The following is a 15,952-nucleotide window of genomic DNA, read 5'->3' on the forward strand; positions in this document are numbered from 1 at the left end:
GCCCGCCCGAGGGCTAGGCCGTGTCCGCAAAGTCCCGCCTGCCGTTCGACGCCCGGCACGCCCTACGGGCGGACGACGCGACTTTACGGACACGACCTAGCGGACGTCCACGTAGTCGCCCGCGGCGGTGGCCGCCGGGGTCGTGCCGGTGCCCGCGAACGTGTAGCGGAAGTAACCGTCGACGGTGGCGGTGACGGTGGCCTTCAGCTCGCCCGTCCCGTTGGTGGTGACGGTCTTCACCGTGGTGTAGGTGCTGCTGTTCTTCTTGCGGAACTGCAGCTTCACCGGCTGGGCGGTGTAGCCGTGGTACTTGTTGTCCTCCCAGTTGGCCCGGGAGAGCTTGCCGGTGACGGTGATGGTCTTGCCCTTCTGCACCGGCTCCGGCGAGGCGTTCACCGTCTGCTTGGAGTAGCGCTGGAGCAGGGTGGTGCCGAGGTCGCCCTGGCTCTTGTAGCCGACCTTGGTGATGTCGAAGACCTCGTCGTCCGGGTCCTCGCCGTTGAAGGCGGTGGCCTCGGCCGACGCCTTCCAGCTGCCGGCGTCGGAGTTGATCAGCTCGCTCGCGGCCGGGTAGACGTCGATGGTGCCCTTGCAGGTGGCCGTCGTCGCGGAGGTGGCCGTGCAGACGGCGGGCTTGTTGCCGTAGAGCCGGTTCTCCGGGGCGGCGAAGGAGCCCTTGTAGAGGATCGGGTCGGTCAGGAAGTCGCGGGCCTTGATGTCGACGTCCGCGCCGTGGGTCAGCGTGTAACTCACGGTCGTGGACACGTGGTTGGTGGTGCCGACCTTGACCGCCTTGGCGATCTTGAAGTTGGAGAAGGAGACGTTCAGGGCGTACGGCCGGCCCTCGACGGCGGCGGCACGAGCGGTGGCGGCGAGAGCGGCCCGGCGGACCTTCGCCACGTCCGCTCGGTCCACGGAGGAGCCGTCGGCCTGCGCGGCCGGGACGGCGAGGGCGGAGAGGGCCAGGGCGCCGGAGACGGCGGCCACGGTGGCTCTGATGCGCATGCGTTCCCCTGGTACGGAAAGGGGCCCCGCTCGGTCACGACGGGGCCCGGGTGATCGGGGGCCTGTTGACCCATGTGATCAGATACGCGCCCGCCGGTGCCGGTTGTCTCACCGGCGGGCCAATTCAGTGACCTTCGTCACCAACCCCCGGACGGCTTCCGGGGGTTGGCACACGACGGTCGAGTACTACGGGGTTCAGCGCACGTCGACGAAGTCGCCCGCGGCCTTGACCGCCGGGGTCGTGCTGGTGCCCGCGAAGGACCAGCGGTAGTAGCCGTCGACGGAGGCCGTGACCGTGGTCTTCAGCTCACCCGTCGAGTTCGACTTGACGGTCTTCACGGTGGTGTAGGTGTTGCTGCTCTTCTTGCGGAACTGCAGCTGCACCGACTGGTTGGTGTAGCCGTGGTACTTGAAGTCCTCCCAGTTCGCCCGGGAGAGCTTGCCGGTGGCGGTGATGGTCTTGCCCTTCGTCACCGGCTCGGGAGAGGCGTTGACCGTGAGCTTCGAGTAGCGCTGGACCCGGTGGGTCGTGTGGAAGTCGTTCCAGTAGATGCTGCCGTCGCCCGCGAGAGCACCGGCGGTCACGTGCCAGGTGCCGGCCAGGGCGTTCATGTACAGGTCGCTGCCCGGCACCGCCGTGAAGGTGAGCTTGCAGGTCGACGTGGTGGCGCTGGTGGCGGTGCAGGTGGCGGCGTCCTCGTTCGACATCAGCAGGCCGTCGATGTTGTCGAGGTCGGTGCCGTGCCACAGGTCGACGTACGCGTCCTGGATGCCGGTGGCGTGGCTGGCGGTCACCGACACGGTGAAGTTCTTGGCGTACGTGGTGCCGACGACCACGGCGGAGCCGGAGTTGATCGTCACCTTGGACACGACGGGCTCGGCCTCGGCGGCCGCGGACGTGCTGAACGCCGACCGGTTCTGGGAGCTGCCGAAGCGCTCGGCGGCGGTCGGCTTCTTCGCGGCCACGTCGCTGTCATTGCCGGCCTGGGCGGCCGGAACGGCCAGGGCGGAGAGGGCCAGGGCGCCGGAGACGGCGGCCACAGTGGCTCGAATGCGCATGCGTTCCCCAGGAGGAGAAGGGGCCCGGCGTGATCGTTCCGTACGGCTCGTCACCGGCCGGGCCCAAGTGATCGTGGAGCCAGTTGGCTCGGATGATCAGATCAGCGAAGGCCACGAAAGGTTGTACGAGATGTGAGGGAAATATGTGTGACCACGCCGGCGGCGAGTCACCTCAGTCGAACCACCGGTCGCGCGCCAACTCCGCCGTGCGCGACGGGTCCTCCAGCAGGGCCGCCACCTCGAAGCGGCGCGGCCACTGCCCGGCCGCCCAGGCGAGTCCGGCGGCGACGCCCTCCAGGGTGGCCGCGTGCAGGACGCCGTCGTCGGTCAGCCGCCAGTCGATCTCCACACCGTCCACGACGAGTTCCTCGTGCTCGACGTACGACGCCGGGGTGCGCGGCCCGAGCAGCGCGCGGACGGCCTCCGGCACCTCGTGCTCGGTGCCCTCGGAGTCCACGGCTCCGGCGACGGACTCGCTCAGCCGCCGCACCTGGAACAGCTCGGCCAGGTCCGCCGCCCGGGCCGGCCGCACCGGCAGCAACGGCACACCCGCGGTGAACGGCAGCAGGTCCGGTGAGTCGACGACCACGGCGTCGGCCGCGTCGACGACCTCGACCCGCCCGTCCACGACGGCCCGCAGGTCGTCCGGCAGGGTCACCTGATCCGGGTCCAGCTCGGCCAGCGCCCCGTACAGGGCGTGCAGCTGGGCCGCGGTGACCGTCCGGTCGGGGTCGGCGAGGCGGTCCAGGAGCTCGGCGGCGCCGCCCGGTTCGTCCAGCAGCGCGGCGACCGAGGTGCGTACGCCGAGGGCGCGCAGCACCTGCTCGTCGTCGAAGCCGGTCGCGTCGGCCTCCTCGTACAGGCCGCGCAGCAGCGGGTCGCCGCCGGCGGCCAGCAGGCCCGCGGGACGCCGGCCGTCCAGCACCGGGTGCCCGCGCAGCCACCATGCCGTGTAGGGCCGTACGACCTCGTGGGTGCCGTCGGGGAGCAGGACGCGCACCGGCTGGGTGAGGGCGTCCCGCAGCGGCGGCTGCGCGAGCATGGCCAGGGCCTGCGGCCACTTGTCGTCGTCGACCAGTTCCAGATCGCGTACGGCGACGAGTTCGGTGGCGACGGGCGGCACCGGGGTGTCCGGGAACCGGTCCAGGACGTCCTCGCACCACACGTCGACGGCGTCCAGCAGACCAGCGTCGTCGGGCTCGGCGAAGTCGCCGTCCCGAGGCTCCAGTTCGTCCGGGTCGAGGACGACGTCGGTGGCGCGGATCAGCGCGAACCCGGCGAGCACACCGCAGGCGGCGAGCGGCTGCTCCCCCCATCGCCCGGCCAGCTCGGCGTCCGCGAAGGGCAGTTCGCCCTCCCGCATGACCTCGGCGAAGGCGCTGCCGGGCAGCACCAGTTCCCCGGCGGCGGTGAGTTCCCCGTCCTCGTCGGGCAGCGCGAGCGCGCCGAGCCAGGGCTCGTCGCCGGGCTCGAGGCCCGCGTCCCGGACGAGGGCGAGCACGGTGTCGGCCAGTTCCTCGGCGTCGGGGACGTCCTGCTCCCAGTCCATCGCGCCGTCGTCGTCGAGGGAGGCGGCCACGGCGGCCCGCACCTGGGGTGTGGTCAGGACCGCGCGCGGGGTCGCCGCGAGGGCGCCGAGCTTCTCCAGCAGGGGGTGCGCGGCGTCCGGGTGAGCGACCTTGAGGCCGAGGCGGGCCAGGACCTCGGGGGCGACGGAGGTGCCGCCGGGGGTGGGCAGCAGGACCTGACGGGGCCCGATGGTCGTGCGGCCTCCCCCAGTACCGGACGTCTGGGAGGTACCCCCAGCCAGGGGCACGGGCAGCCCGGACAGCCGGTCCGGGTCGACCCCGGCGAGGCTGTCGTAGAGCCGGTTCCACCAGCCGGGCTCCTTCTCCAGTCCGGCGAGCCGGTCGACGGCGTCGGTGAGCGGAACCCGGGCGACGCCGAGGGTGCGCAGCTCCGTCCTCCGCTCCAGACCGGCGGGCAGCAGCGTGGGCAGCACCTCGGCCAGCACCCGTACGGTGTCGGCGCCGGCGCCCTCGACGACCTCGGCGTCCCGCGGGCGCAGCGACTCGGGCAGCTCGGGGTCCGGCTCGGCCGGGCGCAGGGCGGGCGGCAGGAAGGACGTCCGGGGCAGGCGCTCCAGGATGGCCTGGCGCAGGGCGCCGTCGAGTTCGCCCTTGCCGAGCGGGCCGGGCACGAGCGCGATGACGCCCTCGTCCACCGGACGCCAGGCGGCGAGGAGTTCGGCGTAGGAGTCGGCCGCGCGTTGCACGAGGAAGTCGGTGAGCGGGCCGGGGGCGGCGTGCCGGCGGGTGGTGTCGAGCGGGAACGACGCGATGAGCAGGGCGGGCACGCCGAGCGGTTCGTCGCTGGGCGTGGGGGCGTGCACGACGGGCGCGGTGCGGGGGCGGGCGGGGCTGCCGTCGGCGGGGTCCACGGGGACGGCCCAGGTCAGCGACCAGTGGGGCCGCAGGCGTTCCTCGACGGGGCGGTCGGCGAGCAGTTCGGGGGTGAGCGGGCCGTGGGCGGACGCCGTGCGCCAGCGGGTGACGCCGGACGCGGAGTCCTCCACGACGGTGAAGGGGCCGTCGGCGCGACGGCGCAGGGTGCGCGGCGCGGCGTCGCCGATCTCGACCACGACCTCCTCCAGGCCGGGCAGGGCGAGCAGCAGCGCGTCGTCGACGGCACCCAGCAGCCGCTCGGCCAGGTCGGCGGCGGCGGTGTCGCGCAGCGGCAGGATGACGACGGTGTCGTACGGGTCGGGGGCGGTGCCCTCGGCGGCGAACGGCAGCCGCAGCAGGGGCACATGCCCGTCGCGGCGCCGGATCTCGTCGCCCAGTCCGGGGCTGTGCCGGGCGGTGTCCTGGGCCAGCTCCCGGGCCTCGGCGAGCGACCAGCGCACCCCGCCGTGCCGTCCGACGACGGCGGGCTCGTCGGTGACGGCGAGGACGGCGGCGAAGCCGACGCCGAACCGTCCCACGGCCTCGCTGTCGCGTTTCGCGGAGGCCCGCAGCGTGGACAGCGACTCGACACCGGCCGCGTCCAGGGGCGCACCGGTGTTGGCGGCGACGAGCACGCCCTCGCGCAGGGTGAGGCGCAGCCGCCCGGGCACCCCGGCCCGGCCCGCGGCGTCGGCGGCGTTCTGCGCGAGCTCCACGACCAGCCGGTCCCGGTACCCGCCGAGGACGAGGTCCTCCTCGGCGTTGGCGTCCTCCCGGAACCGGGCGGGGCTGGTCGCCCAGGCGTCCAGCACTCCACGCCGCAGCCGCGCCGTACCGAACGGGTCGGCGCCCTCGGCCGCGGGCCGCACGAACTTGCTCACGTTGACACTCCTCATCGCCGTCGCGACGAAGGTACCGCCTGCCCCACCCGGGTGCAGATCACCACCGGTCCGGAGCACCCCGGAAGATCATCCGCCGAGCACCCCGAGCCCGGCCGACGTATTCGGACGACGCCCGGCTCCGGAGCAAACTCGCCCAGGCGGGTGGACAACAGCAACTCGGCCTGATTCCGGGCGGTTTGCCTGCCCTGCGCTCACCGCGGCACGACCAGGGACATGCCCGGGACGCCGACAACGACTGGGTCGCCAGGACACGGGACTACCCGCTGATCGGCATCCCCGTCCACGCCGTGTTCGACCCCCGCACCGGCACCGGCGCGGTGCTCAGCGACATCCACTCCACCCCCGACGGGCCGCGCCACGCGACCCGTGAGGACTTCGTGTACGGGGAGGACGTCGCCATCGCGGACTGGACGATCTCCACGGAGGGGCTGCCCCGGTACCGGCCCGAGGGCGCGGCGGGCGACTGAGGCGTCCCGCCGTCCCTACGAGTGGCCGAGTTCCGCCGAGTCCTCGTCCGTCGTGGCCGGGACCGAGCCCGAGTCCGGGGACGGGCGGAGAGGGAAGGGGTCGACGCGGGTCTCGTCGACGACCGGCGGGGCCGGGCGGGGCGGCTTCGGCATGACGGCCGCCTCCGAGTGGCCGCCGCAGCCGTAGGTCAGGGAGACCACATGGCCGTCGGCCGGGGAGAACTCGTTGGCGCAGACGCCGAAGGCCTGGCCGAGGGAGCCGCCGATCGGGACGAGGAAGCCGCAGCTGACACAGGTGGCGGGAGCCGCCTGCGCCATGGGCGTCTTCGCGCCGAACCCCTCCTCCCAGCGGTCCGCGGCGATGTGCAGGCCGTAGCGGGACAGCACGCGGGCGCGGCGCAGGCCGAGTTCGTCGGCGATGGCGGCGATGGAGCCTCGGGAGGGGGCCATCGGCAGGTTCGCCGGGGTGCCGCCGGTGACCTCGGCGTCCTCCGCCTCGACCAGCTCGGCCATCTCCTCGGAGACGGGCGCGTTCGGGCCCGGCTCGTCCACGCCGGTGTAGCCGGGCTCCAGGCGCAGGTCGTCGGCGTCGGTGGGCAGCAGGTCGCCCGGGCCCATGTCGCCGGGGCGCAGCCGCTCGCTCCACGGCACCCACTCGGGCGCCAGCAGCGCGTCCGGTCCGGGCAGCAGGACGACCTCGTCGAGGGTGACGATCTTGGCGCGGGAGGCGCGGGCCACGGTGACCGCCCAGCGCCAGCCGCGGTACCCGAGCTCCTTGCACTCGAAGAAGTGCGTGACCACACGGTCGCCCTCGGACACCACGCCCGCGTGCTCTCCGACGACACCGGGTGCGGCGGCCTCCTCGGCGGCGCTGCGGGCGAGGTCGACGGCCTCGGCGCACAGACGATCGGGGGTGCGGCTTCGCGTGGTCGCTGCGCTCACAGGTATCGCTTCTCTCCTACGCCGTCTTACGGGTGCGGGTGCCTCAAGGCGGCGGAGCGGACGGAGCGGACCTGTGGGCCGCGTCGACGTCCGCGTCCGAATCGCGCTCGGGCGCACCTACGTCATCCATTGTGCGGGATGGCTGAGATACGCACGCTACCTGTGCGCGGGCGCTGGGCCTACACCGACGGTGCTTCTCGGCGCTCCGCGATGCCCGCCGACCGGCTGCCCGTGCCCTCCATACGCGCCGTAACCGCACTAGCCACCCCCATTACGGGGCACTATTGCGTCGTGGCGACCGCGAGGCAGCCCGAAGGAGCCACCGGCACCGGTGGGCCCGAGGGCGGCCGTAACCGACGTGGCGGAACGGGCCGGAGGCGCGGCCCCTTCCGCACGCTGGGCCGTGCCCTGCACTTCCCGTTCACCGGGCCGGCGCGCGGCATCCGCAAGGCCACGCACGCGCACGGCGCGGGCGAGTCGGGCCTCGGCAAGCTGATCGAGCTGCACGGGGTGAACGGCGCGGGCGACGTCATGATCACCGTCGCGCTCGCCTCGACCGTCTTCTTCTCCGTCCCCACGGACGAGGCCCGCGGCCGGGTGGCGCTCTACCTGGGCATCACGATGGCGCCGTTCACTCTGCTGGCCCCCGTGATCGGTCCGCTTCTCGACCGCATCCCGCACGGCCGCCGGGCCGCCATGGCCGGTGCCATGCTGGCCCGCGCGCTGCTCGCCCTCGTCCTGTCCAGCGCCGTCGTCAGCGGCGATCTGCAGCTGTATCCGGCCGCGCTCGGGGTGCTGGTCGCCTCGAAGGCGTACGGCGTGGTCAGAAGCGCCGTCGTGCCCCGGCTGCTGCCACCGGGCTTCTCGCTGGTGAAGGCCAACTCCCGGGTCACCCTGGGCGGGCTGCTGGCCACCGGGGTGGCCGCGCCGATCGGCGCCGGGCTGCAGGCGGTCGGGCCGCGCTGGCCGCTGTTCGGCGCCTGCGCGATCTTCATCGCCGGTACGGTCCTGTCGTTCACGCTGCCCCCGAAGGTCGACTCGGCCAAGGGCGAGGACCGGGCGCTGCTCGCCGCCGACGAGCAGCATCTGCACGGCCCGCACCGCAAGCCCGTCAAGCGCCCGGGGCTGCGCACGGTCGGCATCGCGGTCACCCACGCCCTCGGCGCCAACGCCGCCCTGCGCTGTCTGTCCGGGTTCCTGATCTTCTTCCTGGCGTTCCTGCTGCGGGAGCACCCGATGTCCGGGCAGAGCGCCGCCGTGTCCCTCGGCATAGTCGCCGCGGCGGCCGGCACCGGCAACGCGCTGGGCACGGCGGTCGGCGCCTGGCTCAGATCCCGGGCGCCGGAGATCATCATCGTCACCGTCGTGGGCCTGGTGATGGCCATGGCGCTCACCGCGGCGGCCCTGTTCGGCGCGGTCGTGGTGGCCTGCCTCGCGGCGGTCGCCGGGTTCGCGCAGGCGCTGGCGAAGCTGTCGCTGGACGCGCTGATCCAGCGGGACGTGCCGGAGTCGGTGCGGACGTCGGCGTTCGCCCGCTCCGAGACGCTGCTGCAGATGTCGTGGGTGCTCGGCGGCGCCATCGGCATCGTGCTGCCGCTGCGGGGCTCGTTGGGGCTGCTGGTCGGCGCCGCCATCGTCGCCACCGGCTGGCTGACCACCGTCAAGGGCCTGCTCGGGTCGGCCCGGCACGGCGGGCACGGCCGGCCCCGGGTCGAGTGAGGGACCACGCCGTCCCGCCTCCGTGACACGGCACGCCGCCCCCGCATGGAGAGAGCACGACACCCGCCCGATAGCCTTCGCCCATGACCACGCTGCAATCCGTTGTGCGACGCCGCCGCGCGCTCGCCGCCGCCGGCGCCGTTTCCGCCGGAGTGCTCGTCCTGTCGGCCTGCGACAAGCCGACGCCGCTCGCCACGGTGACCGTCGGCACGTCCTCCGTCCACTCGGAGGCCACCTGCGGTGGCGAGAGCGGTGAGACCGTGAAGACCGCGGATCTCCCCAAGTGCCTCAAGGGCAAGGACATCAAGACCATCACGGTGGACCCGGACGAGACCGTGCGCTTCGGTGTCGACCCGGAGATCGCCGACGAGGGCTGGACGATCCTCATGAACGGCCAGCCGCTCACCGACTCCAGCACCAAGACCTACCGGACCGTCCCGGGCAGCGTGTTCTTCAACGCCCAGTACGGCGCCAGCGGCAACTCGACGCTCGTCTCCATCAAGGAGGGCGAGCGGGACGTCACCGGCGTGTGGTCCTTCAAGCTGAAGAAGGACGCCTGATCACGTCCGCTGTCCGGATCCTCGTGGCCACCGCGGTCCCCGCCGAGCGGGACGCGGTGGCCCCGGCGCTCGGCCTGCCGGACGCGGAGGTGATCGCCGCCGGGGTCGGCCCCGCCCTCGCGGCCGCCTCCACCGCCACGGCCCTGACCACCGCCGCGCTGACCGGCCGCCCGTTCGGCCTGGTCGTATCGGCGGGCATCGCCGGCGGTTTCGCGCCGCACGCGCCCGTCGGCTCCCTCGTCGTCGCCGACGAGATCACGGCCGCCGACCTGGGCGCGGAGACCCCCGACGGCTTTCTGCCCGTCACCGAGCTGGGCTTCGGCACCGTCACCCACCGCCCGCCCGAGGCCCTCGTGTACGAGGTCGCGGCCGCGACGGGCGCCCGCCCCGGCGCCGTCCTGACCGTCTCCACCGTCACCGGCACCGCCGCCCGCGCCGCCCGGCTGCGCGAACGCCACCCCACCGCCCTCGCCGAGGCCATGGAGGGCTTCGGTGTCGCCGAGGCCGCCGCCGCCCACGGCACACCCGTCCTGGAGCTGCGCGCGGTCTCCAACCCCATCGGCCCGCGCGACCGCGCCGCCTGGCGGATCGGGGACGCGCTGGCCGCGCTCGCCGAGGGCTTCGGGAAGATCACCCCCGTCCTCCGGAGTTGGAACCCACATGACCGGTGACCCCTTGCAGATCGCGTACTCCCCCTGCCCGAACGACACGTTCGTCTTCGACGCCCTCGCCCATGGCCGTGTCGAGGGTGCCCCCGCCCTGGACGTGACGTTCGCCGACATCGACGTCACCAACGGCATGGCCGAGCGCGGCGAGCTGGACGTGCTGAAGGTGTCGTACGCCGTGCTGCCGTACGTCCTGGACACCTACGCGCTGCTGCCCTGCGGCGGTGCGCTGGGCCGGGGCTGCGGGCCGCTGGTGCTGACCCGGGAGGCCGGGACGGACCTGGCCGGGCGCACGGTCGCGGTGCCGAGCGAGCGGTCGACGGCGTATCTGCTGTTCCGGCTGTGGGCCGCCGACACCGTGCCCGGCGGGGTCGGGGAGATCGTGGTGATGCCGTTCCACGAGATCATGCCCGCGGTGCGGGACGGGAAGGTCGACGCGGGTCTCGTCATCCACGAGGCGCGCTTCACGTACCGGAACTACGGGCTGCACAAGCTCGCCGACATGGGCGAGCACTGGGAGGACACCACCGGGCTGCCGATCCCGCTGGGCGCGATCATCGCCAAGCGGTCGCTGGGCGCCGGCCGGCTGACCGCGCTGGCGGACGCGATCCGCGCCTCGGTGCGGGCCGCCTGGGACGACCCGGAAGCCTCCCGGCCCTATGTCATGGAACACGCGCAGGAAATGGACCCGTCGGTCGCGGACCAGCACATCGGTCTGTACGTCAACGAGTTCACGGCCGATCTCGGCGAGGACGGATACGCGGCCGTGCGTGGACTGCTGACCCGCGCGGCGGCCGAGGGACTCCTTCCGCCCCTCGACCCGCGCGCACTGGATTTCCCCTAGAGATCCCGGAAATCCCTACGGCCGTGCGGTCCGTACCGCCTAACGGCCGTGCGGTCCGTACCGCCTATACGTCGAGCTGGTCGGCGACGGCCCGGAGGAGACCGGCGATCTTCTTGCCGGAGTTCTTCTCCGGGTAACGGCCCTTCTCCAGCATCGGCGTGATGTTCTCCAGCAGGGTCGTCAGGTCCTGGACGATGGACGCCAGTTCGTCCGGCTTCTTGCGCTGGGCGGCCGCGACGGACGGCGTCGGATCGAGCAGCACGACGGACAGCGCCTGATCCCCGCGCTGACCGGCGACGACGCCGAACTCCACCCGCTGGCCGGGCTTGAGCGTGTCGACGCCGGCGGGGAGGACCGAGGAATGGACGAAGACGTCACCGCCGTCGTCGCGGGAGAGAAAGCCGAAGCCCTTCTCACTGTTGAACCACTTGACCTTGCCGGTGGGCACGTCTGTCCTCGTCCTCGTACTCGTCGGGAAACTGCTTCTGAAAAAACGGCTCTTGACAGCACTGCAGCGGGTCGACCTCGACCCGCCGGTACCCAGGCTAATGGTCCCGGGGCCGGTGACAAGACGTCGCCGGGTCGTTCCCTCGCGCAGGGAACTACCCTGGTGCGGTGCGTGACAAAACCCAAGCGAATTCCGCCGCCCCCGGAGACCGGCTGATCCGGGCCGGTGCGATCGTCTTCTTCGTCGGCGCCGTGGCCACACTGGTCACGATGGCCCCGTTCCTGCTCGGTACGACGCCTTTTCCGACCTTCATGTTCGGTCTGAGCATGCTCATGGGCGTCGGATTCCTCGTCGCCGGCGCCGGGGTGTTCCGGTCGATCGCGGCCGGCAGGCGTCAGGCGCGTCAGGCCGCCGCGCGGTAGCCGGCCAGCCAGTCGGGGAATCCGGTGAGGTCGTCGAGGACGACGTCCGCGCCCAGCTCGGCGAGCTGCGCGGCGTCGAACGGCCCGGTGGCCACGGTCACCGACAGCGCGTCCGCCGCGCGGGCCGCCCGGATGTCCCCCTGGTGGTCGCCGACGTAGACGCTCGCGCCGTACTCGCGCAGCGCTCCCGCCTTCTGCTCGGCCCACAGGTCGCCGACGACCGCGTCCGGTTCGATGCCGAGGTGCTCCAGGTGCAGCTTGGCGTTCGGTTCGTGCTTGGCGGTGACGACGATCGCGCGTCCGCCCCCGTCCCGTACGGCGGCTATCGCCTCACGGGCTCCGGGCAGCGCGGACGTGGCGGCGACGGCGAACGCCGGGTACATCGCCCGGTACTCCTCGGCGACGGCCGCGACCCGGTCGGCCGGGAACCAGTTCGCCAGCTCCTCCTCCAGCGGCGGCCCGAGCCGGGTGACCACGAGGTCGGCGTCGATGTACGTCCCGGTCCGCTCGGTCAGCGCCCGGTAGCAGGCGTGGATCCCGGGGCGGGAGTCGATGAGGGTCATGTCGAGGTCGAAGCCGACGGTGAGTGCCATATGCGCCATTGTGCCGAGCCGCCGCGCCCGGCCGTCCCGCGGGCAGGTGTCAGGTGCGCCGCTGGGAGCGCCAGACGATGAACAGGGCCGACGCCACGGCCGCGCCGCGCACCACCCAGGGCCAGGTCTCGACGATCGCCGCGTTGGTCTCGCCCTGGACCAGGGCCTCGCCCCAGCGGCCGGTGGCGCGGCCCCAGAGCCAGACGACCCCGGCGGTGAGGGAGAGGCCGGGCAGGATCACGACCGCCCACTTGGTCTCGGTGTCGCTCAGGCGCCGGGAGCCCCAGGCGATGAGCCAGCCCACCAGCAGCACGACGAGGTTGCCGAGGAACGCTCCGGCGACCAGCAGGGCGGCGGCGGCCAGCAGCAGCGGGTTGTTCCAGCGGCCTTCGGGGAGCGCCGGGCGGCGCAGCAGGCGGCGGCGCTTGGGTGCCTCGTCCACCACCGTGTCGTCGTCGGCCTGCTCGACGGCGGCCGGTGCCGGGTCCTTCGTGCCGGGGGCGTCCTTCGCCGGGGGTCGGCGGAGCATCTCGGGGATCTCGACGCCGCCGACGAACCCGGGGATGTCCTCGCCGGGCCCGAGCGGGGTGCTGTCCACCTCCCACCAGTCGGGCCGCAGCGCGCTGCCGCCCAGTTCGGCCGCGGTCGCCAGATGGGGCGGCGGGGGCGCGGCGGGGCGGGCGGCCTCGGAGGGGCGCGGGCGCGGCACCATCCGGCGCAGGCCCTTGGGGCGCCGAGCGGACGCGGTGTCGTCGCCGGACGGCTGGGCGGGCACGGCGGTGACCGGGCCCTGCGGGGGCGCGGTGCCCTCGGCGGCGGGCGCTCCCCCGGCGGCGGTGACGACGTCGTCGGGGCTGCCGAGGCGGGCGATGATGCGCCGGACGGCGGCGGGGCTGTCGACAGGTGCCTTGGCGCGGCGCCGGTCGATCTCGCCGCGCAGTTCGTTCACCAGACGCATCCGGGTGGCCGACGGCAGCTGCCGCTGCTGGGCCACGTCGCCGACGCGGCTCAGATACTCGTAGACGACCTGGTCGCTCTCGATCCCCACGAAGTCCCCTCCGGGGTGGGTGCGTTGTGGTACCCCGTGGGACGACGTTAGCGCAGGGCGCGGGCGGTGCCCGGGACGCGGGGGCGGTGCCGCCGGTGCCGTCGGCCCCGCCCGCCGCGCGTGGATCGGGGGTTCGCCGCCTCCCCTGCCCCGGCCACGCACCCGCTAGATTGGGTCGGATGAGCGAACCGGCTGTACCGCCCCGTTCCCTCGCGGAGGCGCTCCGCGCGCGGGACGACGCCTCGCTGGCCGTGCTCCTGCGCAGCCGGCCCGACCTCATCACGCCCGTCCCCACGGATCTGACGCAGCTCGCGACGCGGGCCGGCACCCGGGCGTCCGTGGTGCGCGCCCTGGAGCGGCTGGACCGGTTCGCGCTGCAGACGGCGGAGGCGCTGGCCGTGGCACCGGACCCGGCGACGTACGCCGGACTGCTCGCGCTGATGGCCGGGGACGACGGCGACCCGGCGGTCGAGGGCGCCCTGCCGCACGCCCTGCGGACGCTGCGCGAGCAGGCGCTGGTGTGGGGCGCCGACGACCGGCTGCGGCTGGTCCGCACGGCCCGTGAGCTGCTGGCGCCCTCGCCGCAGCATCCGTCGCCGACCGGGCTGGGGCCCACCGTGCGGGAGGCCGCGTCCGGGATGTCGCCGGGCCGGATCCAGGAGATCGTGACGGCGGCGGGGCTGGCGTCCACCCATGACGCGGTGTCCGCCCTGGACGCGCTGACCGAGCTGTTCTCCGACCGGCGGCGCATGTCGGCGCTGCTCGACGAGGCGCCGCCGGAGTCCGTGGAGGTGCTGTCCCGGCTGGTGTGGGGGCCGCCGTACGGGCAGGTCACCGCGGACCCGGCGCCCCGGCTGCGCTGGCTGATGGACCGCGGTCTGCTGCTGCCCACCGCGCCCGGCACGGTCGTACTGCCCCGGGAGGCGGCGCTGCATCTGCGCGGCGGGCGCGCCCACCGCGCCACCGAGCCGCTGCCGCCGCCGGTGGAGCCGGCCGCCACGCACCGCCCGCAGATCGTGGACGCGACGGCGGCCGGGCAGGCGTACACCGCGCTCGCCACCATGGAGGAGCTGCTGAAGGACTGGCACGAGGGCGGGCCCGCGGTGCTGCGGGCCGGTGGCCTGAGCGTGCGCGACCTGAAGCGGACCGCCGTGGCCCTGGACGTGCCGGAGCCGGTCGCCGCGTTCTGGGTGGAGCTCGCGTACACCGCCGGCCTGGTGGCCTCGGACGGCGAGGCCGACGAGCGGTACGCGGCCACGCCCGCCTACGACGAGTGGCTGGAGCTGCCGGCGGCCGAGCGCTGGGCGGCGCTGGCCCGGGCCTGGCTGACGGCCACCCGGACGGCGGGCGTGGTCGGCGGCCGGGACGCGAAGGACCGCACGTTGTCGGCGCTCGGCCCGGGCCTGGACCGCTCGGCGGCGCCGGAGGTGCGGCACCGGGTGCTGACGCTGCTGGCCTCGCTCCCGGAGGGGGCGGCCCCGTCGGCCGAGTCGGTGCTGGCCCGGCTGCGCTGGGAGCGGCCCCTGCGCGGGCCGCAGCGCGAGGACGATCTGCGCGGCCGGCTGGCCCGGTGGACCCTGGACGAGGCCGAGCGGCTGGGTGTGACGGGGCGCGGCGCCCTGTCCTCGCACGGGCGGGCCCTGCTGGGCCTGCCCCCGGCCACGTCCGCCGGGACGGCCAAGGACGGCGCCGGGCCCTCGGCCACCGGTCCGTCCGCGGACGGTCCCGCGGGGGTGCGACGGAGCACCCCGGCGCCCGAGCCGACCGGGCCCGGCGACAAGCTGCCCGTGCACCACGAGCACCCGCGCCCCGCCCCGCAGCCCGAGCCGCTGCCGCCGGCCGAGCAGGCCGCCGCCGCGGCCGCCGCCGCCCGGCTGCTGGCGCCGCTGCTGCCTGAGCCGCTGGACCACGTCCTGCTCCAGGCCGACCTGACGGCCGTGGCGCCCGGACCGCTGCGGCGGCCCCTCGCGGACACGCTGGGTGTGCTCGCGGACGTCGAGTCCAAGGGCGGCGCGACGGTGTACCGGTTCACGCCGGGGTCGGTGCGCCGGGCCCTGGACGCCGGGCGTACCGCCTCCGACCTGCACGCCTTCCTCGCCGAGCACTCCCGTACGCCGGTGCCGCAGCCGCTGGCGTATCTGATCGACGACGTGGCGCGGCGGCACGGGCAGCTGCGGGTGGGGGCCGCGTCGGCGTACGTCCGCTGCGACGACGACGCGATGCTGAACGAGATCCTCGCCGACAAGCGGGCCGCCGGGCTGCGGCTGCGCCGCCTCGCGCCGACCGTGCTCGCCGCGCAGAGCGACCCGGCGACGTTGCTGGAGGGGCTGCGCGCGATGGGCTTCGCGCCGGCCGCCGAGTCCGCCGAGGGCGATGTGCTGATCACCCGGGCCGACGCCCACCGCACGCCGCCGCGCACGGCCCCCGAGCCGGTGCCGGACGGCCCGCCCGCGCCGGACGCCACACTGCTGGCCGCCGCGATCCGCGCGATCCGGGCGGGCGACCTGGCGTCCACGGCACCGCGCAGGACGGGCGGCGACACCCCGGCCGGGGGCGGCGGCGAGCTGCCCCGCACCACCTCCGCCGAGACGCTGGCCACCATGCAGGCGGCCGTGCTGACCGGCGAGGCCCTGTGGATCGGGTACGTCAACGCCGAGGGCGCCGCCAGTCAGCGGGTGATCGCGCCGGTACGGGTCGAGGGCGGGTTCGTGACGGCGTACGACCACACCGCGGACGAGGTGCGGACGTATCCGCTGCACCGGATCACCGGGGTCGCCGAGCTGGCCGACGACCAGATCTGAGAGCGGCCCGGAAGGGATCAGGCACACTGGACG

Annotated in this window: 13 protein-coding genes and 1 pseudogene; 7 read left to right on the top strand and 7 right to left on the bottom strand. The window is 74.3% G+C overall.

Annotated features, from left to right (window positions below; translation table 11 throughout):
* Nucleotides 1–96: 96 nt before the first annotated feature.
* The 3 genes from DC008_RS15280 to DC008_RS15290 form a co-directional block, all read right to left on the bottom strand.
* Complete coding sequence (locus DC008_RS15280; protein WP_108707467.1) at nt 97–1,005, bottom strand: hypothetical protein; 909 nt, start codon at nt 1,003–1,005, stop codon at nt 97–99.
* A 195-nt stretch (nt 1,006–1,200) separates the two neighbouring features.
* The gene (locus DC008_RS15285) at nt 1,201–2,064 is read right to left on the bottom strand and encodes a DUF5707 domain-containing protein (RefSeq protein WP_108707468.1); all 864 of its coding nucleotides are present in this window, start codon (nt 2,062–2,064) and stop codon (nt 1,201–1,203) included.
* Nucleotides 2,065–2,236: 172 nt separating this feature from the next.
* Entirely contained in the window at nt 2,237–5,389 is a 3,153-nt protein-coding gene (locus tag DC008_RS15290) for a sacsin N-terminal ATP-binding-like domain-containing protein (RefSeq protein ID WP_108707469.1), read from the bottom strand.
* Nucleotides 5,390–5,637: 248 nt separating this feature from the next.
* Here DC008_RS15290 and DC008_RS15295 point away from each other — a divergent pair.
* Nucleotides 5,638–5,877 (top strand): annotated as a pseudogene (locus DC008_RS15295) (Uma2 family endonuclease); the annotation flags it as partial.
* 15 nt (nt 5,878–5,892) lie between these two features.
* Here DC008_RS15295 and DC008_RS15300 read toward each other — a convergent pair.
* The gene (locus tag DC008_RS15300) at nt 5,893–6,819 is read right to left on the bottom strand and encodes a DUF3027 domain-containing protein (RefSeq protein WP_108707470.1); all 927 of its coding nucleotides are present in this window, start codon (nt 6,817–6,819) and stop codon (nt 5,893–5,895) included.
* A gap of 291 nt (nt 6,820–7,110) precedes the next feature.
* On the opposite strand from DC008_RS15300, the gene DC008_RS15305 reads away from it, so the two are divergent.
* The 4 genes from DC008_RS15305 to DC008_RS15320 all read left to right on the top strand — a co-directional run bounded on the left by DC008_RS15305 (nt 7,111) and on the right by DC008_RS15320 (nt 10,607).
* Nucleotides 7,111–8,538, top strand: a complete 1,428-nt coding sequence (locus DC008_RS15305; RefSeq protein WP_108707471.1) for an MFS transporter — start codon at nt 7,111–7,113, stop codon at nt 8,536–8,538.
* An 83-nt stretch (nt 8,539–8,621) separates the two neighbouring features.
* Nucleotides 8,622–9,098 (top strand): hypothetical protein, encoded by a 477-nt coding sequence (locus tag DC008_RS15310; RefSeq protein ID WP_055623668.1) that lies wholly within the window; start codon nt 8,622–8,624, stop codon nt 9,096–9,098.
* On the top strand, nt 9,068–9,769 hold the full coding sequence (locus tag DC008_RS15315) for a futalosine hydrolase (protein WP_279632337.1): 702 nt from the start codon (nt 9,068–9,070) through the stop codon (nt 9,767–9,769). The genes DC008_RS15310 and DC008_RS15315 overlap by 31 nt, the downstream gene beginning before the upstream one ends.
* The gene (locus tag DC008_RS15320) at nt 9,759–10,607 is read left to right on the top strand and encodes a 1,4-dihydroxy-6-naphtoate synthase (RefSeq protein ID WP_108707472.1); all 849 of its coding nucleotides are present in this window, start codon (nt 9,759–9,761) and stop codon (nt 10,605–10,607) included. The genes DC008_RS15315 and DC008_RS15320 overlap by 11 nt, the downstream gene beginning before the upstream one ends.
* Nucleotides 10,608–10,671: 64 nt before the next feature.
* Here the strand turns inward: DC008_RS15320 and DC008_RS36245 are convergent, their stop codons facing one another.
* Nucleotides 10,672–11,055, bottom strand: coding sequence for a cold-shock protein (locus tag DC008_RS36245; protein WP_055623670.1), 384 nt, complete (start codon nt 11,053–11,055; stop codon nt 10,672–10,674).
* Between the two features lie 167 nt (nt 11,056–11,222).
* On the opposite strand from DC008_RS36245, the gene DC008_RS15330 reads away from it, so the two are divergent.
* Nucleotides 11,223–11,477, top strand: a complete 255-nt coding sequence (locus DC008_RS15330) for a hypothetical protein (protein ID WP_108707473.1) — start codon at nt 11,223–11,225, stop codon at nt 11,475–11,477.
* Here the strand turns inward: DC008_RS15330 and DC008_RS15335 are convergent.
* Nucleotides 11,459–12,079: an HAD family hydrolase gene (locus DC008_RS15335; RefSeq protein ID WP_374207357.1), complete on the bottom strand. Its 621-nt coding sequence runs from the start codon at nt 12,077–12,079 to the stop codon at nt 11,459–11,461. The two genes, DC008_RS15330 and DC008_RS15335, sit on opposite strands and share 19 nt — an antisense overlap.
* Before the next feature lie 40 nt (nt 12,080–12,119).
* The gene (locus DC008_RS15340) at nt 12,120–13,118 is read right to left on the bottom strand and encodes a hypothetical protein (RefSeq protein WP_108707475.1); all 999 of its coding nucleotides are present in this window, start codon (nt 13,116–13,118) and stop codon (nt 12,120–12,122) included.
* A gap of 179 nt (nt 13,119–13,297) precedes the next feature.
* On the opposite strand from DC008_RS15340, the gene DC008_RS15345 reads away from it, so the two are divergent.
* On the top strand, nt 13,298–15,919 hold the full coding sequence (locus DC008_RS15345) for a helicase C-terminal domain-containing protein (protein WP_108707476.1): 2,622 nt from the start codon (nt 13,298–13,300) through the stop codon (nt 15,917–15,919).
* Nucleotides 15,920–15,952 lie beyond the last annotated feature (33 nt).

It is taken from the genome of Streptomyces nigra, assembly GCF_003074055.1.
Taxonomy (GTDB): Bacteria; Actinomycetota; Actinomycetes; order Streptomycetales; family Streptomycetaceae; genus Streptomyces; species Streptomyces nigra.